Source organism: Opitutaceae bacterium (genome assembly GCA_041395105.1).
GTDB lineage: Bacteria > Verrucomicrobiota > Verrucomicrobiia > Opitutales > Opitutaceae > B12-G4.
In genome coordinates this window covers 121263-145361 of record JAWLBB010000007.1, presented here as the reverse complement: position 1 = coordinate 145361, position 24099 = coordinate 121263, and the positions used below count along the sequence as shown (strand labels likewise).

At 60.8% G+C, this 24099-nt stretch carries 23 protein-coding genes; 13 read left to right on the top strand and 10 right to left on the bottom strand.

All coding sequences use genetic code 11. From position 1 onward, the window contains the following. Positions 1-4: 4 nt before the first annotated feature. Together nadA and R3F07_17795 are read left to right on the top strand one after the other, a co-directional pair. Complete coding sequence (gene nadA / locus R3F07_17800) at positions 5-988, top strand: quinolinate synthase NadA (protein ID MEZ5278241.1); 984 nt, start codon at positions 5-7, stop codon at positions 986-988. Positions 989-991: 3 nt separating this feature from the next. Next, positions 992-2218, top strand: a complete 1227-nt coding sequence (locus R3F07_17795; GenBank protein ID MEZ5278240.1) for an MFS transporter — start codon at positions 992-994, stop codon at positions 2216-2218. A 56-nt stretch (positions 2219-2274) separates the two neighbouring features. On the opposite strand, the gene R3F07_17790 is transcribed toward R3F07_17795, so the two are convergent. Beyond that, positions 2275-2961, bottom strand: coding sequence for a SprT family zinc-dependent metalloprotease (locus R3F07_17790; GenBank protein MEZ5278239.1), 687 nt, complete (start codon positions 2959-2961; stop codon positions 2275-2277). A 221-nt stretch (positions 2962-3182) separates the two neighbouring features. Here R3F07_17790 and R3F07_17785 point away from each other — a divergent pair, with 221 nt between their 5' ends. Further along, positions 3183-3713: an FKBP-type peptidyl-prolyl cis-trans isomerase gene (locus tag R3F07_17785; GenBank protein MEZ5278238.1), complete on the top strand. Its 531-nt coding sequence runs from the start codon at positions 3183-3185 to the stop codon at positions 3711-3713. A 21-nt stretch (positions 3714-3734) separates the two neighbouring features. Here R3F07_17785 and R3F07_17780 read toward each other — a convergent pair whose 3' ends face one another. After that, positions 3735-4340 (bottom strand): DJ-1/PfpI family protein, encoded by a 606-nt coding sequence (locus R3F07_17780; protein MEZ5278237.1) that lies wholly within the window; start codon positions 4338-4340, stop codon positions 3735-3737. A 181-nt stretch (positions 4341-4521) separates the two neighbouring features. Between R3F07_17780 and R3F07_17775 the strand changes: the two genes are divergently transcribed. Continuing rightward, positions 4522-4956 (top strand): RbsD/FucU family protein, encoded by a 435-nt coding sequence (locus tag R3F07_17775; GenBank protein ID MEZ5278236.1) that lies wholly within the window; start codon positions 4522-4524, stop codon positions 4954-4956. A 203-nt stretch (positions 4957-5159) separates the two neighbouring features. On the opposite strand, the gene R3F07_17770 is transcribed toward R3F07_17775, so the two are convergent. The 7 genes from R3F07_17770 to R3F07_17740 all read right to left on the bottom strand — a co-directional run bounded on the left by R3F07_17770 (position 5160) and on the right by R3F07_17740 (position 10898). Continuing rightward, positions 5160-5768 carry a GyrI-like domain-containing protein gene (locus R3F07_17770; protein ID MEZ5278235.1) on the bottom strand — a complete coding sequence of 203 codons (609 nt, stop codon included), beginning with the start codon at positions 5766-5768 and terminating at the stop codon, positions 5160-5162. A gap of 12 nt (positions 5769-5780) precedes the next feature. Then, positions 5781-5996 (bottom strand): hypothetical protein, encoded by a 216-nt coding sequence (locus R3F07_17765; GenBank protein ID MEZ5278234.1) that lies wholly within the window; start codon positions 5994-5996, stop codon positions 5781-5783. Next, positions 5993-6625 carry a class I SAM-dependent methyltransferase gene (locus R3F07_17760; protein MEZ5278233.1) on the bottom strand — a complete coding sequence of 211 codons (633 nt, stop codon included), beginning with the start codon at positions 6623-6625 and terminating at the stop codon, positions 5993-5995. Before R3F07_17760 ends, R3F07_17765 begins: the two co-directional genes overlap by 4 nt. Before the next feature lie 529 nt (positions 6626-7154). Then, entirely contained in the window at positions 7155-7922 is a 768-nt protein-coding gene (locus R3F07_17755) for a pseudouridine synthase (protein MEZ5278232.1), read from the bottom strand. Then, complete coding sequence (locus tag R3F07_17750; GenBank protein MEZ5278231.1) at positions 7922-9010, bottom strand: hypothetical protein; 1089 nt, start codon at positions 9008-9010, stop codon at positions 7922-7924. Before R3F07_17750 ends, R3F07_17755 begins: the two co-directional genes overlap by 1 nt. Positions 9011-9035: 25 nt before the next feature. Continuing rightward, a complete protein-coding gene (locus R3F07_17745; protein ID MEZ5278230.1) occupies positions 9036-9617 on the bottom strand; it encodes a nucleoside triphosphate pyrophosphatase in 582 nt (193 codons plus the stop codon). A gap of 27 nt (positions 9618-9644) precedes the next feature. Further along, complete coding sequence (locus tag R3F07_17740; protein MEZ5278229.1) at positions 9645-10898, bottom strand: TolC family protein; 1254 nt, start codon at positions 10896-10898, stop codon at positions 9645-9647. A 228-nt stretch (positions 10899-11126) separates the two neighbouring features. Here R3F07_17740 and R3F07_17735 point away from each other — a divergent pair, with 228 nt between their 5' ends. The 5 genes from R3F07_17735 to R3F07_17715 all read left to right on the top strand — a co-directional run bounded on the left by R3F07_17735 (position 11127) and on the right by R3F07_17715 (position 17743). Beyond that, entirely contained in the window at positions 11127-12767 is a 1641-nt protein-coding gene (locus R3F07_17735; GenBank protein ID MEZ5278228.1) for an NAD+ synthase, read from the top strand. Positions 12768-12817: 50 nt separating this feature from the next. Beyond that, positions 12818-14098, top strand: coding sequence for a glutamate-1-semialdehyde 2,1-aminomutase (gene hemL, locus R3F07_17730; protein MEZ5278227.1), 1281 nt, complete (start codon positions 12818-12820; stop codon positions 14096-14098). Between the two features lie 31 nt (positions 14099-14129). Next, the gene (gene corA / locus R3F07_17725) at positions 14130-15254 is read left to right on the top strand and encodes a magnesium/cobalt transporter CorA (GenBank protein ID MEZ5278226.1); all 1125 of its coding nucleotides are present in this window, start codon (positions 14130-14132) and stop codon (positions 15252-15254) included. Between the two features lie 215 nt (positions 15255-15469). Further along, positions 15470-16357, top strand: a complete 888-nt coding sequence (locus R3F07_17720) for a hypothetical protein (protein ID MEZ5278225.1) — start codon at positions 15470-15472, stop codon at positions 16355-16357. Positions 16358-16369: 12 nt separating this feature from the next. After that, positions 16370-17743: a mandelate racemase/muconate lactonizing enzyme family protein gene (locus R3F07_17715; GenBank protein MEZ5278224.1), complete on the top strand. Its 1374-nt coding sequence runs from the start codon at positions 16370-16372 to the stop codon at positions 17741-17743. A gap of 206 nt (positions 17744-17949) precedes the next feature. Here R3F07_17715 and R3F07_17710 read toward each other — a convergent pair whose 3' ends face one another. Further along, positions 17950-18930, bottom strand: coding sequence for a mannonate dehydratase (locus R3F07_17710; GenBank protein ID MEZ5278223.1), 981 nt, complete (start codon positions 18928-18930; stop codon positions 17950-17952). A gap of 201 nt (positions 18931-19131) precedes the next feature. Between R3F07_17710 and R3F07_17705 the strand changes: the two genes are divergently transcribed. From R3F07_17705 to R3F07_17690, 4 genes are all read left to right on the top strand, one after another. Continuing rightward, positions 19132-20607 (top strand): hypothetical protein, encoded by a 1476-nt coding sequence (locus tag R3F07_17705; GenBank protein ID MEZ5278222.1) that lies wholly within the window; start codon positions 19132-19134, stop codon positions 20605-20607. 285 nt (positions 20608-20892) lie between these two features. Further along, the gene (locus R3F07_17700; protein MEZ5278221.1) at positions 20893-22323 is read left to right on the top strand and encodes an MFS transporter; all 1431 of its coding nucleotides are present in this window, start codon (positions 20893-20895) and stop codon (positions 22321-22323) included. Between the two features lie 154 nt (positions 22324-22477). Beyond that, a complete protein-coding gene (locus R3F07_17695; GenBank protein MEZ5278220.1) occupies positions 22478-23644 on the top strand; it encodes an MFS transporter in 1167 nt (388 codons plus the stop codon). Continuing rightward, complete coding sequence (locus R3F07_17690) at positions 23641-24072, top strand: VOC family protein (GenBank protein MEZ5278219.1); 432 nt, start codon at positions 23641-23643, stop codon at positions 24070-24072. The genes R3F07_17695 and R3F07_17690 overlap by 4 nt, the downstream gene beginning before the upstream one ends. The last annotated feature ends 27 nt before the right edge of the window (positions 24073-24099 follow it).

The following is a 24099-nucleotide window of genomic DNA, read 5'->3' as shown; positions in this document are numbered from 1 at the left end:
CGAGATGACCGACACCCTGCCACTCCAACCGTTCGTCCTCGAGTCCCGAACCGGCGAGGAGCCCCTGACCGCCATCCAGGAGGAGATCCTGCGCCTGAAGAAGGAACAGAACGCGGTCATTCTCGCCCACAATTACCAGGTCGACGAGATCCAGCGGATCGCCGACTTTGTGGGTGACTCACTCGGCCTGTCCTACCAGGCGGCCGAGACCCCGGCCGACACCATTCTCTTCTGCGGCGTTCATTTCATGGCCGAGACCGCCAAGATCGTCAATCCGGGCAAGACCGTCCTCCTGCCCGAACTTGCCGCCGGCTGCTCGCTATCCGACTCCTGCCCGGCCGATCAACTCGCCGCCTACAAGCAGGCGCACCCCGAGGTCTACGTGGTCGCCTATATCAACTGCTCGGCCGGGGTCAAAGCCCTCAGCGATGTCATCTGCACCAGCGGCAACGCCATGAAGATCGTGGGCAAGGTGCCGGCCGATCGCGAGATCCTCTTTGTCCCCGATCAGAACCTCGGGCAATGGGTGGCCAAGAAATCGGGCCGCCGGATGCGGCTCTGGCCGGGCAGCTGCTACGCCCATGTCCTCTTCACCGTCCGTGCGCTCGAGCGCATCCGCCTGCAGTTTCCCGGCGCCCCCGTTGTCGCCCACCCCGAATGCACTGAGACCGTTCGCGAAATGGCGGATGAAGTCTGCAGCACCGAATTGATGATCCGCTACTGCCGCGAATCGCCGTCCAGGGAGATCATCGTGGTGACGGAGTCCGGCATGCTCAACCGGTTGCGGCGGGAAATCCCCGGCAAGACCTTCATCGCGGGGCCGACCGACCACTGCGCCTGCAACGACTGCCGCTACATGAAAATGAACACGATCGAGAAGGTGCGGGATGCCCTCCTCCACCGTGCCCCCGAAATCACCCTGCCCGAGGATATCCGGCAGGCCGCCTACGAGCCCATCAAGCGGATGCTCGACTGGAGCAGGTCCTGAACGATGACTCCGACCGGCGGTCCACCGGGTCAGAATCTGGACCGGGCAACCAGGACCTACAACCGCGACCGCATCCGGGGAGCCTGTAATGGCGTTCTGGAGACATGCCTTCAGGTCTTCGGACTGCTCGTCATCATCCGCGAGTTCCACGCCCCCGGCACGGTCAAGAGCCTGCTTGTCGCCGCCCATCCCTTCGGCCTTCTCCTGACGCCGCTCACTCTCTTCTGGTTCGGCCGGATGGGATGGCCGGCCGGCACCACGGTGGCGCGCAACTACGGCCTTGCCGCGGCCGCCCTCGCCCTCGCGGTCCTGACTCCGTCCCCCATCCTGTTCTTCATCGGGACGGCCGCCACGGCCATGGTCCTGGCCCAGCAGATGCCCCTGATGGTCCATATCTATACCGAGAACTACGTGCACAGCCGCCGCGGACGACTTCTCTCGACCAGCATCGTCCTCTCCGTGGTGGCTTCCACCGTATTCTCGCTGGTCGGCGGCGCCATCCTCGATACCAACCTGCAGTACTACCGCTGGCTCTTCGGCTTTGCCGCTCTCGCAGCCGTGCTGGCCGGCCTGGCCGTCCGCGGGATTCCCTCGAGCCCGATCAGCCCGACCGGTGGCCGCAATCCCCTGGTCAGCCTCCGTTTCGCCTGGCAGGACCACGTTTTTGGAGCGATGCTGGTCGTGTGGATGCTGATGGGACTGGGCAACCTCATCATCCTGCCCCTGCGAATCGAATACATGGCCAATTCCGCCTACGGAATCAATGCCACCAATGCCCAGATCGCAATGGCCACCGCTGTCATCCCCTCCCTCGTCCGTGTCTTCAGCACTCATTTCTGGGGTCACCTCTTCGATCGGTATGACTTTTTCTTCATCCGGATGGCCCTCAATGCCACCGCCCTGGCCGCGATTCTCCTCTTCTTCAGCACTCACTCCATCTGGATGCTCTACCTGGCCGGTGCTCTCTTTGGCTTCGCCGTGGCGGGCGCCAATATCGCGTGGAGCCTCTGGGTGACGAAGTTCGCCCCGGAGGGAAAAACGGCCGAGTACATGAGCGTCCACACCTTTGCCACGGGCATCCGGGGGGCGGCCGCACCCTTCATCGGATTCGCCACCATTGTGGCGCTCTCCCCATTCTCGACCGCCCTGATCTCGTCAGCGCTGATCGTGACCTCGATCGTCCTTCTCATCCCTCTTCGAAGGTGGGCCCTGCGGGGAGAGCGATTTTGAGAGAAGGGGACCCCTGCCGATAAGGCGCACTGTCCTCTTCCCCGCCCCCACTCTCGCTACAACCCGAGGATTCGGGCGTTCTCCTTCAGCCACGCTTCATGGATTTCAAATCCGGGGCAAACCGCCTCCACCCGGCTCCAGAATCGCCTCGAATGATTGAGTTCGATCCGATGGGTCAATTCGTGCACGATCACGTAGTCCGACACTTCCGGGGGCGTCTGGATGAGACGCCAATTCAATGAGATCGTTCCCGTGACCGAGCACGATCCCCATCGGGTCGCCTGATCCCGGACAACGGTGCGCTTCGGAACGATTCCCATAGTCGCCGCAATCGCTTTGAGTCGTTCGGGCAATTCCTCCGCCGCGAGTCCCCTCAGATGGGCGCAAACCGGCCGGCGCAGATCCATGTCCGGGTCGGCCACCGCAAACCGCTGATCACCAAACTGGACGAACGGTCTCCCGAAATCCCGATCGAGGCTCAATACCACCCAGTCTCCCCGATAAAGCACCCGGGAACCGGGGGTCCATTTCTGCTGACTGATTTCTGCCCGCCGCCGCGCTCGCTCGAGATCGACCCATTCCCGGTGCTTTTCCAGAAAACGCGACGCCTCGGCCCGACTGCCTCCCCGTGGAATCGTCACCACCGCCGTCCCATCCATCTCGATCTTCAATCGATAATAGCGCGCCCGTGGATGCCGGCGGAAATGCACCGAATCCTCGCCATCATGGGATCCGGATGGCATTGGAGGATGTCTCATGAGTGATGAAAGGTGTCGTTTGGACCGTGGCTGGCGTTGGAAACGAGGACCAGGGTCTACGGGCCCGGGCACCTCGTCCCCGCCTTGCCCAACGGCCCAAATCAATCCCAGCGACTGATTCAGCACTTCTGAGACAGCCTCTTAAGGGTTGACCGCGCATAGCTGTTGCCTGATGCATAAACTTTCAGCGTATTTCAATGTCAATCATGTCCATCATCAGACCTGCTTTCCCCGCCCTGATCGCCGGGGCGGTCCTCGTCACCCTTGTCACCGCCGGCCAATGTACGCGTCTGGCCATGCACCGGGCCGAAGCCGCCGATTCCGATCCGTCCATGGAGAACTCGATGCCCAGCGGCCTGGCTGAGGCCGCCCGGATAGCCGCGCGCTTTCCCGACTCACAGACCATCGCCAACAGCAATCTCCACTATATTGTCCTGCGTCCCGGCGAGGGTGAGCCTCCGAAGACCGGCTCCTTCCTGACTGTTCACTACAGCGGAACCCTCTGGGATGGCACACCGTTCGACAGTTCCGTGGAGCGAGGCCAGCCATTGAAATTCCGCCTCGGCGTCGGCCAGGTGATCAAGGGCTGGGATCTCGGCTTCGCGTCCATGCTTCCGGGAGAGAAACGGCTCCTCATCATCCCCTATTCCCTCGCCTACGGTGACCGGGGCCGTCGACCGACCATCCCTCCCCGGGCCACCCTGCTGTTTGAAGTCGAGCTGATCGCGATCGAATAAAGGACACGCAGCCAGACGCCGTCATCCGCCTGCAAACGGATCGGCGGAAGGGTCCTCGTTCCAGATATACTCGGCGTGGCGAGCCACCTCGAGACTGACGGATCGGTCGAACAGATGGCTGATCAATCCGAGCGTCATGTCCATACCGGCGGAAACTCCGGACGAAGTGAAGAAGGACCCGTCCTCCACCCAGCGGGCCTGCCGAACCCAGGTGACACCCGGCCCCTGGGTCCGCACCCAGTCAAACGACAGTTTGTTGGTGGTCGCCCGTTTGCCATCGAGCAGTCCGGCCCGAGCCAACAGGGCACTGCCAGTACAGACACTCGCCGAATAGCGGGAGCGACAGCTCCGTTGGCGGAGTTGCTCCAGGAAACCGGGTTTCTCCACCAATACCCGGGTGCCCCGACCGCCCGGAATCAGGAGGACGTCGAGATCGGCTGCATCCGCCAGGGTCGCATCCACCACCGATCGAGGTCCCTGCGCACTACTCACCTCTCCGACCTTTTCGGCCAGCATCGAGAGCTGAACCCGATCCCCGAGGAGCCCGAACATCTCAAGCGGCCCGAAAACATCGAGGAGCTCAAAACCCGGAAACAGAAGGGTCCCGATCTGAAGTGGAGGTTTCATCTATTGGTCTTGGGGCAAACCCGCAATTCCCAGCGCGTCAGGCGTCTACTGCGTCAAGCCTTGAGTGTGGTTTCGCAGATTCACCTCATTGACGCCGACGGTCAAGGCGACAAGGTTCCAATCCGAGGATGCCGTTTGCCATTGAGCGGCCCATGCGAATATCCGAATCCCGCACACCAACATGATTAAAGGACAACTGATTCACCCGGAAATCCTGCAAGCCCTGGCCAGCTCCGGTCACTTTTCCCAGGTCCTCATCGCGGACGGGAACTACCCGGTCTCGACCGGCACCAACCCCCTTTCAAAGAAAGTGCACCTCAACCTCCGGCCGGGCCTGGTCAGTTGCCTTGAAGTCCTCGAGGTGCTCCTGACCGCCATTCCCGTCCAGGACGCCACCGTCATGAGTCCGCCCGGAGATTTTCATCCGGACATCCATGATGACTACCGCCGGATGCTCGGCCAGGACGTGGCCTGGGCGGAAATGGAACGCTGGGCCTTTTACGACAAAATCAAGTCGTCCAACACCTCACTGGTCATCGCCACCGGCGAACAGCGCCGCTTCGCCAATCTCCTGCTGACCGTCGGCGTGGTAAAACTGGCCGAAGAGAGTTTCTAGGAAACCGGGCAGACAGGAGTCTGGATCAGGAAGAATCGGGACATGTGATGGGTCGTAGCCGCGGGAGTCTCTTGCCGCGAGTCTCGATCGGAACGCCCCGGGTGACTGGGGCGGCTACACCAGACAAGCACACGTGAGAGAAATCCCAGTTCATCGACGAGGACTCGGCTCAAGACGATTCAGTCCTGACCCGGATTGGTTGCCTACAGCATCGGTTGCCGGAGAATGGTCTTCCATTTCTCCGGCGCCGCCTTGCGGGTGTCACTCAGGTAGATCTCGTGGTGCCTGCCGCGCCGCCCGGATTGACAATCGATGAACGCATGCAACCGCTCGACGGTGGGTCCTTCCTCGGCGAACGGACCGATATGCAAAATCTGGGCACACCGGCCCTCCGTGAAAGCTCCAAACCGGAGGCGCTCGACCCCCGGCAGCTTCTTCTTTGCCCGAACCATCGCGATCGCTTCATCGATTTCCGCAGCGTCGATAAAGGACGGCTGCATGAGCATCAACGTCCAGAGCCAGCCATCCTTGTTTCCGGTCACAAAGTCAGACATGTCCTCGGACCACCAGAGCCCCTCCAGAGGCATGACCCCATAGTCGATCTGTCGGGGACCTTTCTTCTGCCTGAACTTTAGCGCGTAGGAAACGGAGTACAAGGCCTCCACGGCCTCGGCAAAGGATCCGGAGGAATTCGGGTCTCCCGCGCCGTCCACCATCAGGAAATTGAAGGTCGGCACCTCGACAACCGCAGGCTCCCTAGCGGAAGCCGAATAAAAGGCCTTCAACTCCTTCTTCAGGTCAATCTTCGTCATACGCAATCGAGGTCACTTTCGAGCACCCCAGAGCGACCCGGCCGCCACGCCCAGGCCCAGTCCGATCGGAATACCCAGGGCAACTCCGAGGGCGGGATTGCCCATCGCTGAACCCAAGACCGCGCCCAGCACCACACCCAGCCCGGAGCCGACCGCGATCGCCATGGCAAGAGTGTTTCCCCGCTTCTCTTCGGACCGTTCCCCTCTCGATTCTCTCGAATTCCTCATGATCCTCTCCTCGCTTTACCCTTGATCATCGGTGACACGATGGCCGGCGCACCCCGCAGTCGGCCGCGATCAATCTGAACGAATTCGAAGCCCGAGTCCAGAATCGCTTTCTCTGTGTCGCGGGTCAGATGGCAGTTGCCACAGACCTGAACCCAGACGGGCTGAATCCATCGCTGCCATCGAGCCAATCGATGAGGCTCACCAGCCGTCACATGTTCCAGAAAGACCAGCGATCCGCCCGGCTTGAGCAATCGCCGGATCTCAGCCAGCGCCGCCTTCTGCGAGCGGACCGAACAAAGCACCAGCGTCGCAACCACCACATCAAACGTCCCGGTTTCAAACGGCATCGATTCTGCAACGCAATCCACGACCGAAAACGATCCGCGCCCCAGACGATCCACCTTCCGGAGAAGCTGCTTGCGCATGAAGCGATCCGGTTCCGCCAGGACAAGACGTGATACCTTATCGGAATAGTAAGCCAGATTGGCCCCCGTCCCGCTGCCGATCTCCAGTACCTCTCCTCGCAGGTCCCCGATCAACTCCGGCCGCCACTGGGCAAGACAAGACCGCTCCAGACCCCGCATGGTCGCATCATAGAACCGCGCCGACAGTGAGGACCAGAATGACATGAACGAGAAGCCTGGAGACAAAGCGAAATTGTCGCAACAGCAGGGAATAATAGGTGCTCGAAAGGAAGAGAAACTCTCACGGAGGAACGGATACCTCGATGATCCGCTCCGTGCCTTTGCGTCTCCGTGAGAAAAGAATCCGACAGAGAGAGATTCTCACAGAGGCACGGAGGCACTGAGGGCGAATGAGAATGGGATGGAAATCAACAGCGCCCGGACCAGGTGGTGCAAGATCCATGATCAACTCCGTGCCTTTGCGTCTCCGTGAGAAATGAATCCGACAGAGAGAGATTCTCACAGAGGCACAGAGGCACTGAGGGCGAATGAGAATGGGATGGAAATCAACAGCGCCCGGACCAGGTGGTGCAAGATCCATGATCAACTCCGTGCCTTTGCGTCTCCGTGAGAAAAAAACCAGACAGACAGTGATTCTCACAGAGGCACTGAGGGCGAATAAGAATGGGATGGATATCAACAGCACCCGGACCAGGAACGGAAACCTCGAAGATCCCGCTTATCCTGGAACCTTTCAATCCTGACCCTGTTTGCTGAAGCGTTCGAAGTCCGACGGAAGCGGTGAGGATGCCTCGAAGGCCTGGCCCCGTCCGTTGTACTCGTAATCGACCCGGACCGCGCTGGAATGGAGGAAGAGGCGCTTGCTGCCGGTTCGCCTGGCGAAATCGCGGTTCCACTGGAAATTGCCGTAGGTCTGGTCACCGACGATGGGGAGCCGACGCTTGCCGCATTGGAAGCGCAATTGGTGGGTCCGCCCGGTATGGGGGGTCAATTCGAGCAGGCTCAGGGCGGGAGGCCCCGGCAGAAGACGAAGACGGCGGACGTCCGTTTCAGCCTTAAGGTGCCCGGCCTCCCCTGCCCTGACCGATCCCTTGTTCGCGGTCACGTTCATGCGGTCCACCCAATGGTCCCGGGCCGTCCGCATATGTCCGAAGACCAGGGCCTGATAGACCTTGTGCACCTTCCGGTCGCGAAAGCAGCCCTGAATGACTTCCGCCAAATCGGGATCCGTCGCGAGGAGAATCAACCCCGATGTGGCCGAGTCCAAACGGTTGAGCAGCCAGACCTTCTGGATTGCTCCCTTGGCACGAACGAGAAAGGCCTCTTCGGTCGAGTCGAAATCCGCCACCATCAGCGATCGGCTCCGATCGGTCGGCTTATTGGGATGCGAGAGAATCCCGGCGGGTTTCTCAAACGCGCAGAGACCATTCGTATCCTGCTTGACCAACCTGACCCCCCTGCCCAACGGCCAGCCGGACGAGTTGAGACCCGGCTGATCCATCACCAGTAATGAAAGGTGAAGGTGATCGTCTGTTCGTCACCGAGAACCTGCCGCATGTCCTCCGGCCAGGGCCCATAGGGCGCGCCCTGCTCGATGGCGGAACGGCAGAGGAGAATACCGAGTGCCTTCGAGTTGGTCGCCACGGTGTCGAGGTCGGCAATGGAGCCATCCGACCGCAATTTGAATTCGAGCATCACGGTCGAAGATGTCTCGCGGTAGGAGCGAGCCGCCGCCATGGCGTGCCAGCGCTGCGTAACCACTTCCACCACCCGTTCCATATAGTCGCCAAACTGGCTGAACTTGGCGTCATAGCCAACCGAGCCGGTCTGGGAAACCCCAGCCCGCTGGTCGCGCACCGGACCCGGCGGAGACCGGGGCAATCGCGGTCGTGGCTGTGGAGTCGGCCGCGGAGTCGCCACCGTTGCGGGCGGCGAAAACGGCCGGACTTCATTGGTGTCGGCTTCAATCCCTTCGACCGGTTCGTCGGCAAATACGGGATTGGGCACTTCTTCGGCTTCGGTCATCCCCGTGCCTTCCTCCGAAACAATAACGTCATCTTCAAAACCCGGGAGCGGATCAATCCGCTCCGGGTTGCTGGGAACGGTCATGGGCACCGATAGATCGGAAGGATCCTGTTGGGGCTCGGGGGGAGCAAAGGTCGGAACCGGCGGATTGAGATCACCGCTGACGATCTTTTCCGTGGGGAATTCCTCCCCCTCGGTAGCCGGAGTCCGGTCGGGGCTTATTTCGTCCGGCAATTCTTCATTGGCCGCCTGCTGGTTCCGTGCCGAGAAATTCGCCGTTTCATCGGGCTCGTTCTCCGGAGCCAGGGGATTGGTCTCCACGTACTGCGGCTCCGGCTCCTCAGGATCGCTGATGATCTCGATATCGAATTCCTGGAATCGATCCGCCCGATCCCCATCCTCGATCCGGAGGACACTGCGGGGAATACTGAAGACAAAGAGGAGATGGAAAAGAATCGTCCCGATGATCCCCGCCGTAATGGACCGGCTCTGCCAACGCCTGTCCTCCAAGGGGAAAGACGCCCGGGTCGGCTGGGCTTTTCGGGGTTTCTCCGAAGTCTTCATCCACACATCATCTGCTCAGGCGCCATCATGGCAGGAATCTATGACGGGTCAAAAGCGCTTTTGTTTCCTCCAAAGGCAGACCGATGATGTTGGAGAGCGATCCCGAATGGCTCTCCACGATCCGCTCCCCTTCTTCCTGGATGGCGTAGGCCCCCGCCTTGTCGAGGGTGTTGACCCGGGCGATATAGTCCTCGATTCCGGCTTGATCGAGCACCCGGAACCGGACGTCGCTCGCTACGATGATGGAATCCTCCAGCGGAGGATGCTGGCGCAGAAGGACAATTCCGGTAAAAACAGTATGGGTCCGCCCCGAAAGCCGGGCCAGCATGGCACGCGACTCCGCGAGGTCCGCCGGCTTGTTCAGGATCCGCCCGTCGAGGAAGACCGTCGTGTCCGCCCCCAGCACCACCCGGTCCGGGTAATGCCGGCTGACCCAGTCCGCCTTCAGACGGGCATTGTCCAGGACAAGCTTGCGGGGGTCGCCAAACCGGTGATCGGCCTCATCGACCTCCGCCGTCACCACTTCGAAGGGCAGACCCAACGAATCGAGAAGTTCCCGGCGCCTGGGAGAACCGGAGGCCAGGATGAGCCTGTCAGCCGCAACCATGATCGGGGACAGGCCCATTCCCGCGGCTCAGCGAGACGTCAGAATGGTCCGAACCTCGCCCTTGACCCGTGCCAGCTCAAGTCGGGCGATATTGTAGAGATAGATGGCCTGGACCAGGTTGTCGTTGGCCCGGGCCACGGCGTTCTGGGCATCGATGACCTCGCGGTTGTCGGCCACGCCCTGCTCAAAGCGGATTCGCGCCAGGTGGAGTTCCTCGTCGGCGAGTTGCTTGTTCGTTTCCGCAACCGAAATCTGGGCCAGCCGGGAGCGGGCATCCTGAACCGCAAAGGACAGCTCCGATCGGATCTGGTTTTCCAGGTTCCGGATCACCAGTTCCTGGGACCGGAACCGGGAGTCCGCCAACCGCTTGTTCGACTCGATCTGAAGCCCGTCGAAGATAGGCACATTGAGTGAGATTCCGACCAGCCAGGCATCCTCGCCCTCCAGATCGAAAACATCGAATGAGCCGTAGCCGTATTCGCCGAAGACATCAACGGACGGGAACCGCTGCCAACGGGAGGCACGCTGTTCAAGTTTGTTCTGCTCGAGCTGTTGGGTCGCCTGCTGATACTCACGGCGATTCTCCAGGGCGAGAGCCGGATCCCCCATCGGAGGAATGGCTGAAGGTGTTTCATCCATTCGGTAGGGGGCCAGGACCAGTTCCACCTTTGGATCCAGATTGAGGATCTGCTTCAACTGCAGCCCGCTCTCAACCACCAGGGTCTCCTGTTGCAACCGGGCCTGCTCTTCCCCGGCCAATTGGGCCCGGGCCCGGGTCAGATCGATCTGGGTGGCGACCCCCGCATTGACCTGGTCGGTCGCGAGATCGAGCAGGACCTTGGCCCTTTCGATATTCGCCTCCACCAGCGTCATTCCCGCCAGATTGCGCTGGTGGGTGTAATAGGAACGAACGGTCGCGCTGAGGACCTCCTGCAGGGCGAGCTCATACTCGTATTCGGCCACCGTGATCCCTAGCTTGGCGGCTTCGTAGATCGACCGCGTCGTCGGATCAATGATCGTATAGTTGCCGACCAGCTTGGCGGTGAAGTTGTTCAGCGTCGACGAGCCCTCCTGACCAGACCCGGTCTGATTGATCAGGAACTTGCTCCGGGTCTGTCGGACATTGAGATCCACCCGGGGCAGGATCGATGACCGCTCCCGATTGGCCGCCTCGATAGCCTGAAGAACCGCCTCCTTGCTCAGCAGCACATTGAGATTCGCCTCCTCGACCCGTCTCAGCGTCTCCGCCATGGTCAGATTGATCACTCCGGTATCCGGCATCCCGGAGGCCAAAGGAACGGACGGTTCCGCGTCCTGACCCCGCAGAACAGAACCCGTTGACAATCCAGAAATAGCCAGAACGGCCATGAACACCTTCATCGACATCCCGGGACATTGAGCAGGGACTTGGCCGTTTGGCAAATCCTGTCTCGAAATCAATGGACCTCTGCCCCAAATGTGCGTTTCTGCTTGGAACTGGCAGCTTCCGCGGAAAACTGAAGGCCACTCATGCGCGTCGGGTTGGCCCAAATCAATACCACGGTCGGTGACCTCGAAGGAAATCGGGAGATCATTCTCAAGGCTTACGACCGACTTTGCGCCGAAGGTGCCGAGATGGTCGTTTTTCCGGAACTGGCCGTCTGCGGCTACCCGCCCCGGGATCTCCTCTTCAAGCGGCGCTTTGTTTCGGACAATGAATCCTCACTCGCCGAGATAGCCGCCCACATCGGCGATGTTCCAATTGTCATCGGGTTCGTGGAAACCAACCCCGGGACAGACGGCCGCTCCTTTTTCAATGCAGCCGCTTTCTGCCATCGGGGCGAAGTCCTCAAATCCGGGCGCAAATGCCTTCTCCCGACCTACGACGTCTTCGATGAAGATCGTTATTTTCAGGCTGCGGACGAGCCGCTCGTTTTCGAATTCGATGGACTGCGGATCGGATTGACCATCTGCGAGGATATCTGGACCGCTCAGCAGGTCGCACCGCGCCGACGCTACCCCATCGATCCGGTCGCACTGATCGCCTCCCGCAATCCGGATCTCGTCCTCAATCTCTCGGCCAGTCCGTGGAATCACGGCAAGGAAGGACTGCGCCAGAGCCTGATCCGGGATTCTGCCCGAACCTGCCGGGCGCCTCTCGTCTATTGTAATGCGATCGGCGGGAATGATGAATTGATCTTCGATGGACGGAGCCTGGTGGCCAACACCCGGGGAGACCTCATCGCCGGCCTGCCGGCTTTCCGCGAGTCCCTCGCCGTGGTCGATACCGATTCCCCCGTGCCACAAATCGACCCCCTTTTCGAACAGGAGGAGATGGCGGAGATCGAGGATGCCCTCGTCCTCGGGCTTCGCGACTATGCCCACAAGAGCGGCTTCAGGCGCGCCCTCATCGGATTGAGCGGCGGCATCGATTCCGCAGTCACCGCGGCTCTCGCCGCATCGGCACTGGGCGCCGAAAACGTCATCGGGATCAGCCTGCCCTCGGAGATTTCCAGCCAGCACAGTCGGGATGACGCCCGCATTCTCGCCGCCAATCTCGGCATCCGCTACGAATCCCTGCCCATCACCTCCATCGTGGCCGGTGCGGAGTCCACCCTGAAGGCCCTCTTTGCCGAACGCACTCCCGACACGACCGAGGAGAATATCCAGGCCCGGGCCCGGGGCCTCCTTCTCATGGCGGTCTCCAACAAATTCGGCGCTCTCCTCCTGACCACCGGCAACAAGAGCGAATTGGCGGTCGGTTATTGCACCCTTTACGGCGATATGGCCGGGGGCCTGGCGGTGATCTCCGACCTTCCCAAGACGAAAGTCTACGACCTGGCTCGCCACCTGAACCGGGAACGGGGGATCATTCCCGCCTCGACCATCGAAAAGCCGCCGTCCGCCGAATTGCGTCCGGATCAGAAGGATGAGGATTCCCTGCCACCCTATCCGGTTCTTGATGCCATCCTCCAGGGTTACGTCGAAGAGGGACTCTCCTCCCGCGATCTGGTCAACCAAGGCTTCGATCCCGAAGTCGTGCGCGACATCATCCGCAAGGTCGACCTCAATGAATACAAACGAAAGCAGGCCGCCCCCGGTCTCAAGATCACACCCCTCGCCTTCGGCGTCGGCCGCCGCATCCCCATTGTCCAGAAATACGTGAGCTGACGCCCCATCTACCATCTCCCATCTTCGCGAGCCCGGCTCGCTTCCCTCCCATGCCTGACTCCTCACAATCACTTTTCGAACGTGCACTGCAACTGATGCCCGGAGGCGTCAACTCCCCTGTCCGGGCGTTTCGATCGGTCGGCGGCGCGCCCTTCTTCGTCACCCGCGCCAACGGGGCCACCCTCGAGACCGCCGATGGACAATCGCTCATCGATTTTGTCTGCACCTGGGGCCCGGCCATCCACGGTCACAATCATCCGGCCATCCGGGAAGCGATCGCCGCCGCCCTTGAAAACGGGACGAGTTTCGGCACGCCCAATCCCCTCGAGGTGGCCATGGCAGAGAGAATCGTCCGGATGGTTCCCTCCATTGAGAAGGTCCGGATGTGCAATAGCGGGACCGAGGCCACCATGTCCGCGGTCCGCCTGGCCCGGGGATATACCGGCCGGGACAAGATCATCAAGTTTTCCGGATGCTACCATGGCCATGTCGATTCGCTTCTCATCAAGGCCGGCTCGGGCGCGCTCACCCTCGGCAACCCGGACAGCGCGGGAATCCCGGCTTCCTTCGCGCAAGAGACGATCGTCCTGCCCTTCAACGATACCGCTGCCATCGATGAGGCCTTCGCCGCCCACGGTGACACCCTCGCCTGCGTCATCCTCGAGCCCTACCCTGCCAATGTCGGCCTTATCCTGCCGGATCCCGGGTTCCTCGAGCATCTGCGCGAAGTCTGCACCCGCCATGGCACCGTTCTGATCTTTGACGAGGTCATGACCGGTTTCCGCGTGGCTCCGGGTGGCGTGCAGGAGAAAACGGGAGTTCGCCCCGATCTGACCACCCTTGGAAAGATCATCGGCGGCGGTCTCCCGGTCGGCGCCCTCGGCGGCAAGGCGGAGATCATGGACAAGCTGGCCCCGCTCGGCCCCGTCTATCAGGCCGGCACTCTCAGCGGCAATCCCCTCGCCATGGCTGCCGGAATCGCCTCACTTGATCTGCTCATTTCCGCCAACCCCTACCCGAGACTCGAGGATCTCGGCCGTCGTATCCAGGCGGCCATTTCCGGCGCCGCGAGGGAAAAGGGGCTGCCCCTCCAGGTGCCCCAGACCGGCTCCATGTTCTCATTCTATTTTGCGACGCAGAGGGTTCGGAACTATGCCGATGCCACCGCTTCAGACACGGCCCATTTCAGGACCGTCTTCCATCACTGCCTCAAGAACGGGGTTTACCTGCCGCCCTCCGCCTTCGAGACCTGCTTCATCAGCACCGCCCATGAAGGTTCGGCCATTGACCGGGCCTGTGAGATCCTGACCGCTGCAATCAAGGCCCTTTAGCGCGCATGCAGAGCCTGCTGCAATCCATCCCATGATGAAAAAGCTGAGATTCAGCCGGAAAGAGAAACCTGCCCCGAAACCGGTCGGGATCATGGGGCGGGTGGTCAATCGCGTTCGGAAGAAAGCGGGGACCGCTCCCGGAACCCTCATGCATACCGGGGAACGGAAAACCGAAAAGGTGATCACCCGTTACCTCGATTATGATGAAAATGAGCTGAACGAAGGTGAAATCGCCTCGGCGGAGGATTGTTTCCCGTTTGCCAGGACCCCTTCGATCACCTGGATCGATATCGCGGGTCTGCACGACATGGCTCAGATCGAGGCGATCGGCAAGGCGCTCGAACTCCACCCCCTTATGCTTGAGGACATCGTCAGTCCGACGGAGCGCCCGAAGCTGGAGGATTACGACGCCAGTCTGTTCATTGTCCTGAAAATCCTCTCCTTCGATCGGACTTCCAAGCGGGTCGAGATCGACCAGATGAGTCTGGTCGTGGGGAAGACCTACGTCCTGTCGTTTCAGGAAAAACCGTGGGATGTCCTCGATCCGATTCGCACGCGGATCCGATTGGCCAAAGGACGGATCCGTCACAAGGGATCCGATTACCTGGCTTACGCCATCATCGACGCCGTGGTGGACGGCTACTTCAAGATTCTCGAGGAGATCGGTGATGAGATCGAGGAACTCGAGGAACTGGTCGTAACCGACCCGAGTGCCGAGGTCATGCACCGCATCCATGCCATGAAGCGGGAGGTGCTCGTCCTGCGAAAGGCGGTCTGGCCGCTCCGCGAGGTCCTCGGATCCCTCTACCGCAACGAGTCCGAGTTGATCGAGAGCCAGACCCAGGTCTTCCTGCGCGACGTCTACGACCATGCTGTTCAGATCATCGATATCATCGAGACGTTCCGCGATCTTCTTTCGGGAACCAACGACCTCTACATCTCGACGGTCAGCAATCGGATGAACGAAGTGATGAAAGTCCTGACGATCATCGCCACGATCTTCATCCCCCTGTCCTTCTTCGCCGCGGTCTACGGCATGAACTTCGACTACATGCCCGAATTGAAGGTCCGCTGGGCTTACCCGGCATTTCTTGTCGCCATGGGCCTGATCACTCTGGGCATGCTCTGGTATTTCCGGCGAAAGCGCTGGCTCTAGGGCAAGACTGCGGATTGGTGCCGGCGACGAGCCGGCCATTCCGGCACCGGAGGCGCCCGCCTGTCCGTTCTATAGATCCAACGGATTCGCCCGGCCCGGCCGGCGATTTCCATTGCCCCGAGGTCTCCCCCTCCCAGATTGAATCCTCAGCGACCCGGTAACCGGTCAGTTACATCTGCCCGGCCCGACCCCAGGAAAAAAACCAACCCCGACCCATGAAATTCGGAAACCCTGAAGATATCATCCAGATGACGCCCGACTGGACCGGCGAACGGTTTGAGGACGGCCGTCCCAAAGTGCCCGATGACATCATCCGCCGGATGGAAAAGGTCACCACCGAGGAGGCTTGGGCAGTCCTCTGGAACCGGGGCTACAAGTACAACTTCGAGGGCGGCTGGGTCCAGCTGAACCCGGGCAGGATCCTGGTTGGCCGGGCCGTCACCGCCACCTTCGTCCCCCGTCGCCCCGACCTCCACGAAGCCCTCATGAAGCACGGGCATGAAAAGGAGGGCCGGATCGGCGAGATGAATTCCTGGGTCATCGAGACCCTCAGGGAGGATGACTGCATCGTGATCAACCTCTTCGGCAAAGTCTGGGAAGGCACCTTCTCCGGTGGCAACCTGGCCACCGCCATCGCGACCCGGACCAAACGGGGGCAGGTCATCCACGGCGGCATCCGCGACGCCCAGCAGATGCTCAAGATCAAGAATCTCGTCACTTTCTGCCGTGGGATGGATCCCACCCCGATCCGCGACACGACCATGATCGGGATGAATACCCCCTGCCAGATCGGCGGCGCCATCTGCATGCCCGGCGATGTTGTCCTGGGCACCTACAGTGGGATCACCTTCATACCGCCCCACCTGGCTCAGGAGGTTGTCGAAGATTCCGAACGCACCCGTCTGCGGGACATCTTCGGCCTGCAGAGGTTGACCGAAAAGAAATACACCTCCCACCAGATGGATTCCAAATGGACGCCGGACGTGGACGAGGATTTCGCCGAGTGGCGCAAGACGCACAAACTTGAGGACCTGGAGAAGATCGACTGGTCGAAGGAAACCGACCTCGAGCGCCGCAACCGCAGCGAGGAGACCCGTCTCTAGGAGACAGCCTCCATGAAAGCCGACGACCCGGGCTCTGCACTCGACCACGTGAAGACGGCCTCAAGGCCGTCCGATCTGCGAATCACGGACATGCGGTTCGCCGAGATTGTCGGCGCGCCGATGCGTTGCATCCTGCTCAAACTGTACACCAACCAGGGATTGGTCGGTTATGGTGAGGTTCGGGACATATCCAGCAAGACCTACGCCCTCATGCTCAAGAGCCGGCTGCTCGGGGAGAACCCCTGTGATGTCGATCGCCTCTTTCGCCGGATCAAGCAGTTCGGAGGGCATGCCAGACAGGGTGGCGGTGTCTCCGGGGTGGAAGTGGCCCTGTGGGACCTGGCAGCCAAAGCCTACGGTGTTCCCCTCTACCAGATGCTCGGGGGAAAGTTCCGCGATCGTATCCGCACCTATTGCGATACAGATGTCCGAGGTCGGCTGAACGGTGCCACCATGGGCGCTGCTCTCCGACGACGGATGGAGATGGGATTCACCTTCCTGAAGATGGACGTCGGCATCAACCTGCTCAAGGACATCCCGGGCGCTCTCAACGCGCCGGACGGACGCGACAATCCCATCATCCGGGGCTGGATTGAGAAGCCGGGAAACGAGGCCGCAGATCCCCACGAAAAACGACGTATCCGCAATCGTTCCTACGACAATTACAATATCCCCCATCCATTTACCGGCATCCATGTCACCGAGAAAGGACTGGATCATCTGGAGGCTTTTGTCGCGGAGGTGAGGTCCGCCATCGGCGATGAGGTTCCCCTGGCCATCGACCACTGTGGACACATTCCGGTCGAGGACGGGATCAAGCTGGCCCGGCGCCTTGAGAAATTCACCCCGGCCTGGATCGAGGACCTGGTGCCCTGGCAATACACGGAACAATACCGACGACTCGCCCAGGCCACCACCATCCCCATCTGCACCGGAGAGGATATCTACTTGAAGGAGGCCTTCCTCCCCCTCCTCGAAGCCAGGGCCATCTCAGTCGTTCATCCCGATGTTCTCACGGTCGGCGGCGTACTCGAAATGAAAAAGCTCGGCGATCTCGCCCAGGATCACGGAATCGCCATGGCCGTGCATATGGCGGAAAGTCCGATCGGCTGCCTGGCCGCCGCCCACAGCGCCGCCGCGACCGAGAATTTCATCGGCCTCGAATACCATTCGGCCGACATCCCCTGGTGGGACGACCTCGTGACCGGACCTTCCGGACCGATCGTGAAGAACGGTTTCATTGAATTGTCCGACAAACCGGGCCTCGGGATCGAATCCCTGAACGACGACGTCATCCGCGAGCACATCAATCCCGAAGCCCCCGGTCTCTGGGAGCCGACCGATGAGTGGGACAATGAATGGTCCCATGACCGGTTGTGGAGTTGAGAGACTGATCCCGAATGGCACTCAGTTAAGCCGTTTCTTCGACACAGAACTGGTATTTCTTGTTCGTGCGATTGCCAGTTGTAGTCGCCCCAGTCTCTTGGGGCGTTTCAACGTGGATACGCGGCAAGAGACTGCCGAGACTACATCTTGTGATCCCTCTTGGATACCCCTTGTTATTGCCATTCAGGACTGATCCCGAATACGGTTCAGTCCGCGTAGACCGCTTCCTGCAGTCCCCGGATATAGCCGATGGCAAAGAGCCGGCCGATGGAGGAGTAACCCGGCTCGTCATTCCTGTCGCCTTCCATGGTGGGAACATGGTCGGGCCGCAGGACTCCGTCAAAGCCGATGTCGCGGTAGGCCCTCATGCAGGCCAGCATGTCGGTCTTCCCTTCATCATGAAAGGTTTCCACGAAGTTGTCGGGCGTTCCCCGGACATCACGCAGGTGGACGAAGAAGATCTTCTTCTGCCGGCCGAATTCCCGGATGACCGAGGGCAGATCGTCGGTCATCAGCGCAAAATTCCCCTGGCAGAGGGTGATGCCGTTGACCGGACTGGGAACCAGGTCGAGGAGACGCTGGAAATTCTCGATCGACCGCATGATGCGACCCACCCCGTGGATGGGGGAAAGGGGCGGATCATCCGGATGCATGGCCAGCCTGACCCCAGCCTTCTCGGCCACCGGCACGACTCTTTCCAGGAAATAGCGAAGCGTTTCCCACAGGCGCTCCTCAGAGACGGGCCCACAATCCGGCCGGGGGATCTTCTCCAGATCCTGCAGATTGAAACCCGTCACCTTGGCCCCACCCCGCCCCTCGATTCCCGTCCCGGTCCGCACCCAGTTGTAGAACGTCATCCATTCGTAGCACCAGACCGGGATGCCCGCCCGGCCCATGTTGCGGATCAACTCACAGGTGTACTCGATCTGTTCGTCCCGTCCCGGCAGACCCAGCTTGGCCAGTTCCAGCGGGGGCCGGCTCTCTATCACATCGAGCGAGAAGCCGGCTTCCTCATAAGCCGCCTTCACCTTGAGGAGCGATTTCAGGCTGACCGGCTGGTCCTCGGCCGGCGCACCGGCGATCGGGCGAAAATCGATCCCTCCGACCGCGTGATGGATACCGCATTGCTTGATCATGCGCATGAGCGGACCCGGAATCGGCTGGAAGACTTCGGCGATTTGTATCATAATGAGGTTTCCTCGGAAAACGGACGGGGCACGAAGCCATCAGAGCCGTTCCGCTCCATGGATACAAGACCGGTCTTTGGCCCCGAATCCCCCCGCGGTCGGCCGGCCGGATGAAATCGTTCGAGAAACCGGGATGGACTCGATCCGTTCTCCTGATCAAGCTTCAGCTGGACACAGATCCTCCGAAAACAAAGGAAACCCATGTCCGCCTGGAACCCCTCCACCTCATTCGGCCGAAGCAACCGGACGGGAAAACCATCCACCAGCAGAGGTGGTCTCATCGTCGTCTGCGTCTTCCTCACACCGTTTTTTGTGGTCGGGGCCGCCTTCCTTGTCCTCGGTCTGCGGAAGGTGGTGCAGGGCGAACCCGGCGAAGGTTGGCCCATGTCCGGAGTCGCGATTGTCTTCCTCACCGTCGCTTCGGGTTTCCTTGCCCTGGTCCTCCATGGATTTCGCAAGTCGCGACGAGACGCCGAGGTCGCGGCTGCCAACCCGTCGGCCCCCTGGCTCTGGCGCAAGGACTGGGCGGCAGGGACGGCACGCTCGAACCGGCGCGCCTCGGTCATCGCCATGTGGCTTTTTGCGATTTTCTGGAACGGGGTTTCCTCCCCGATCTTCTTCGTCTTCCGCCAGGAATGGGAAAAGGGAAACAAGGCCGTCCTCATCGCCCTGCTCTTTCCCCTCGTGGGGATCGGCCTGCTCGCCGCCGCAATCCGCCTGACCCTTCAATGGCGGAGGTTCGGCCAATCCGTGCTCCACCTGGAAACCCTGCCAGGCTGCCTCGGGCAACACTTTCAGGCCCGCCTGGAGATCCCGTGTGTCATGGTGACCATCCAGGAAATCAGGCTCAAACTCACCTGTGTCCGACGAACCACCACCGGAAGCGGAAAGAACCGGAGCACCCGGGAGGACCTGCTCTGGGAGGAGACGAGGGTTGTTCCCCACCGCGCCATCGCCCTGTCCAACGCGGGGTTGAGCCTGCCCGTCTTCTTCCCCCTGCCCGACGATCAACCGGAGTCCCTTGACGGAAATCCTGCCATTGTTTGGCGGTTGAAAGCTCATGCCGACCTGCCGGGAGTCGACTACGCCGAGACTTTCGAGGTGCCGGTCTTTCGATCCCGTGACACCGTTCCGAAGGAAAGGGTGACCGACCCTCTGGCAGAGTTCCAAGCCTCGCCCGATGTCGGTAGTGAACCTGTGATGAAAGGCGTTCGCATCCGCGAAACCGCAGTCGGCGTGTCCATCGACTTCCTGCCCGGTCGAAATAATGGGTCCACCTTCGGGCTGATCGTCTTCACGGCTGTCTGGACCGGCATCCTCTACTTTCTCCTGCAGGTCGATATGCCCCGGCTATTCCCCTTCATGTGGGGAGCCTTCAACCTGATACTTCTGGCCGGAGTACTCTCCGCTCTCTTTTACGGTGTCCGAGTGACGACGGAAGACCGCCACCTGACCATCCGGCACCGTCTCATCCTTCCAACCGTGACGCGATCCCTGCCGCCGGGCTCTGTCCGGGCGGTCACCGCCCAACCCGGCATGCGCTCCGGTTCGACCCAATTCTACAAAGTCGTGGTCGAGGATCACGCCGGTCACAAATTCCACGCCGGCGGCGGCATTCGGGAGAAACGCGACGCCGTCTGGATCGCGGAACGACTCGCCATGGCTGTCGGCCTCTGAAGTGGATTAGGAGAAATGCTGCGTCCTGAGGCGGAGCGATCGTCCTGCCGCGTCAAGGAGGGTTGAAGTCTGCGGGCCCGGGGAACCTCCGAGCACCACCTTGGGGATTCGAGGATCCGTCTCGGGCCGAGGGGGAGTCAACGATCAAGAGTCAATTTGACCCTCATCCGGGCAACAGGATCATCCGGGGCATGGCAAGATGACATCGGACCTAATCAAGCGATGGACTTTTCTGGATTTCGTCCAAGACTTCCGCCTTACCCACAATCAACGAATGTGCCTTCCATGTTCAAAGCCATACGGACCCTAATCGAGAAGAAACCCACCTACGTTCTGCCGTTCTGGCGCAAAATCGCCTACAGTCTGGCCGCCCCGGCTGACATCTGGGCAGTCTGGATACCACTCGGTATTGCTTCGCCGATCCTTACGATCCAGTTCGGCATCAAGCCCTGGATTGTCAGCATGCTCTTCATGGGCTTCCGACTTTGGGATGCGATGACCGATCCGCTCATGGGCTGGATCTCGGACAACACGAAGTCGAGATGGGGCCGGCGGCGGCCCTATATCTTCGTCGGCGCAATCCTCCTGGGAGTCTTTTTTCCTCTGCTCTGGATGTTCCCCCGGGACGCCACCCATGCCCAGATCATCGCCTTCATGATCCCGATGGGGCTGTGCCTCTACACCAGCCTGACCATCTGGGCCATGCCCTATCACAGCATGTTCATGGAGCTCACGCCCGACTACCATGAACGCACCAACATCAATTCATTCCGCTCCCTCTTTCAGACGACGTTCGGCATGTTGGGAGGCTGGGTTTGGGCGATCACCCAGATGGATGTCTTTCATCTGAACGGTGTCGCCGATACCCTGCACGGCATGCGCTGGTTTGCCCTGGGATGCGGCATCGTCATGATCCTCATCGGCGTCCTGCCCGCCCTCTTCGTCAAGGAACGCTTCAGTGAGACCAATCTGGTCAAGGACCACAAGCGGAACAGCCTCTGGAGGGACCTCAGACTGACCCTGAGCAACCGGGACTTCCTGGTCATGGTCCTGATGACGGTGCTCTTTGCCGGAGGCACCAGCCTGACCCAGAGCTTCAATGTCTTCATCGGCACCTATTACGTGCTCGACGGCGACCAGACGGCCTCCTCGATCTGGACCGGCTACGGCTCCACCGCCTACTATCTCTCCGTCTATCTGGCCATCGTGTTCTTCTCCACGTTTTCCAAAGCCAAGGGGAAAATCACCGCCCTGAAAGTGGCGCTCATCGTTCAGCTGATCGGAGGGGCGTCCAATTACTTCATCTTCATCCCGGGCATGCCGGCCCTCATGTTGATCAACTCGTTCCTCATGGGCTTCGGAGGCCAGGGAACCTGGCTTCTGGTCGGATCGATGATCGCTGATATCGGAGATGAGGATGAGCTGAATACGGGCAACCGACGGGAGGGGAGTTTTGCTTCGATCTTCTCCAATGTCGTCAAACTCTCCTTCACCCTGGGGTTCGGCGTTTCCGGTGTATTGCTGGAGCTGACCGGTTTTGATGTCGCCGCATCGACCAACCAGGTCGAGGTGTTCATGAGAATGAAGTTGTTCATGGCCATCATTCCGGCAGTGGCCCTGGTCTTCGGTATATGGATACTGGGGAAGTACAGCATCACCGAGGACAAGGCTGCCCGCATTCGCGGCGAACTGGAAGCGAGACGGGGAAACATCTAGTTCCCGTCGGCCTGATACGAACCTGGCGCGTAACCGCGCAATCGACCTGAGCGACCCCAAACCGCGCTCCGCACAAGACCCTGTGCGGTTGCCGGGTTTGGCTCGATTTCAGTCCTCGATCTTCGGCGGATTTCCCTCTATCCAGATGGCATCCATGGAATCCCCTTCGATCTGGCGTTTGCGCGGAGCCTGTTTCGGGCAATTCGTTGCCATCGGCATCCTCGCCACCTTCGAGGGTGTCTTCATGAAGGAACAGGGGCTCGGCGAGACCACCATCGGTTTGGTTATCGGCCTCGGGACGGCCCTGATCACCGTGTCGGGGCTGTTCTGGGCCCGTCTGGCCGACCGGGGTATCCCGGAAGAACGACTGATATCGATCGGCTTCGTCTTCGCGGCGATCGGCCTGGGCCTGCTGCCGTTCTGCCAGACGGCCTTGGGCTTCTCGCTGAACGCCGCCTTTCGCGGTCTCACCATTCCGATGGCCTTCGCCCTGATGCCGGCATTGGCCGTCGCCCGTCTCGGCCCCTCCAATCCGGGACGCCGCTATGCCCGTTATCGTCAGTTCGGATCCGCCGGCTTCATCCTGGGCACCCTCGGGCTCCCCCTCATGGTTGACGCCACCCGGGGAGTCTTCTGGTTGGCCTCGGGCCTGCTTCTTGTGGCGGCTCTCCTGATCGCTCGTGACAGGCCCGCCCGGGTGACGGGAAGGACCCGGCGGGAAAACGTTCCGATCAAGTGGAGTCGGCCCCTCGTCACATTTCTCATGGCCAACTTCTGCATCGGCCTTGCCCTGCCGGCCATGTTCGGATTCCTCGCGGTCTATGCCCGGACGATGGGTGCCGACCGGGTGCTTATCGGGTTTCTCGCCGGTTCCAACGGGATCATCGCCGTGCTCGCCCTGCCCCTGATGGGATGGGTCGTCGATCGATTCGGGGTTCGGCGGGTGCTCTGGCTGGCCTTCGCCGCCCACCCGATCCGCCTGGTCGTGTATTCACTTGCCCCCGACTACTGGTGGTTGTTTCTCGCCCAGCCGCTTCATCTCTTCACCTTCGCCGGCTACGATGTGGCCAGCATTCTCTACATCGCGAGGAACGTTTCCAATGAGAACCGCGCGATGGCCCAGGCTCTCCTGAGCACGACCCGGATGGCCGGCGTCTTTGTCGGCGCCATCGTCACCGGATATCTGGCGGAACACAGTGGCTATATCGCCATGTACCAGATCATGGCGACCCTCTCCTCCATCGGGATCATCGCCTATATGATCGGTCTGCGCGGGCAGCCGCCGCTCAAACCCATTTACGGACAAGCCATCCAGCTATGAAACTTGATCACATCAATATCGTTGTCCGCGACATCGAGGCAGCCAAGGGCTTCTTCCGACACTTCGGATACACCGTCGCCGATGAAGCGGACCTCCAGGGAGAATGGATTTCCCGGGTGGTCGGATTGGACCGGGTCGAGGCTCACTACGCCCAACTGGTCGCGGACGACTCACCGGTCCGGATTGAACTGATCCGTTACCACCGTCCGGCGCCGCCGGAGGAAGGAGTCGGTGAATCCGCCAACCGGATCGGCTACCGCCATATTGCCTTTTCGGTCACCGATATCGAAGCGGAAGTGGACCGCCTGTCCTCATTGGGGATCGTCTTTCTCAGCGGCATTCACACCTACCCGAAGACCGGAAAGCGCATTGTCTATGGCCGGGGACCCGAAGGCATTCTCTTCGAGCTCGCCCAATACGATGGGTAGGGCCGGGGCGGCAGGGAGTCCGTATCC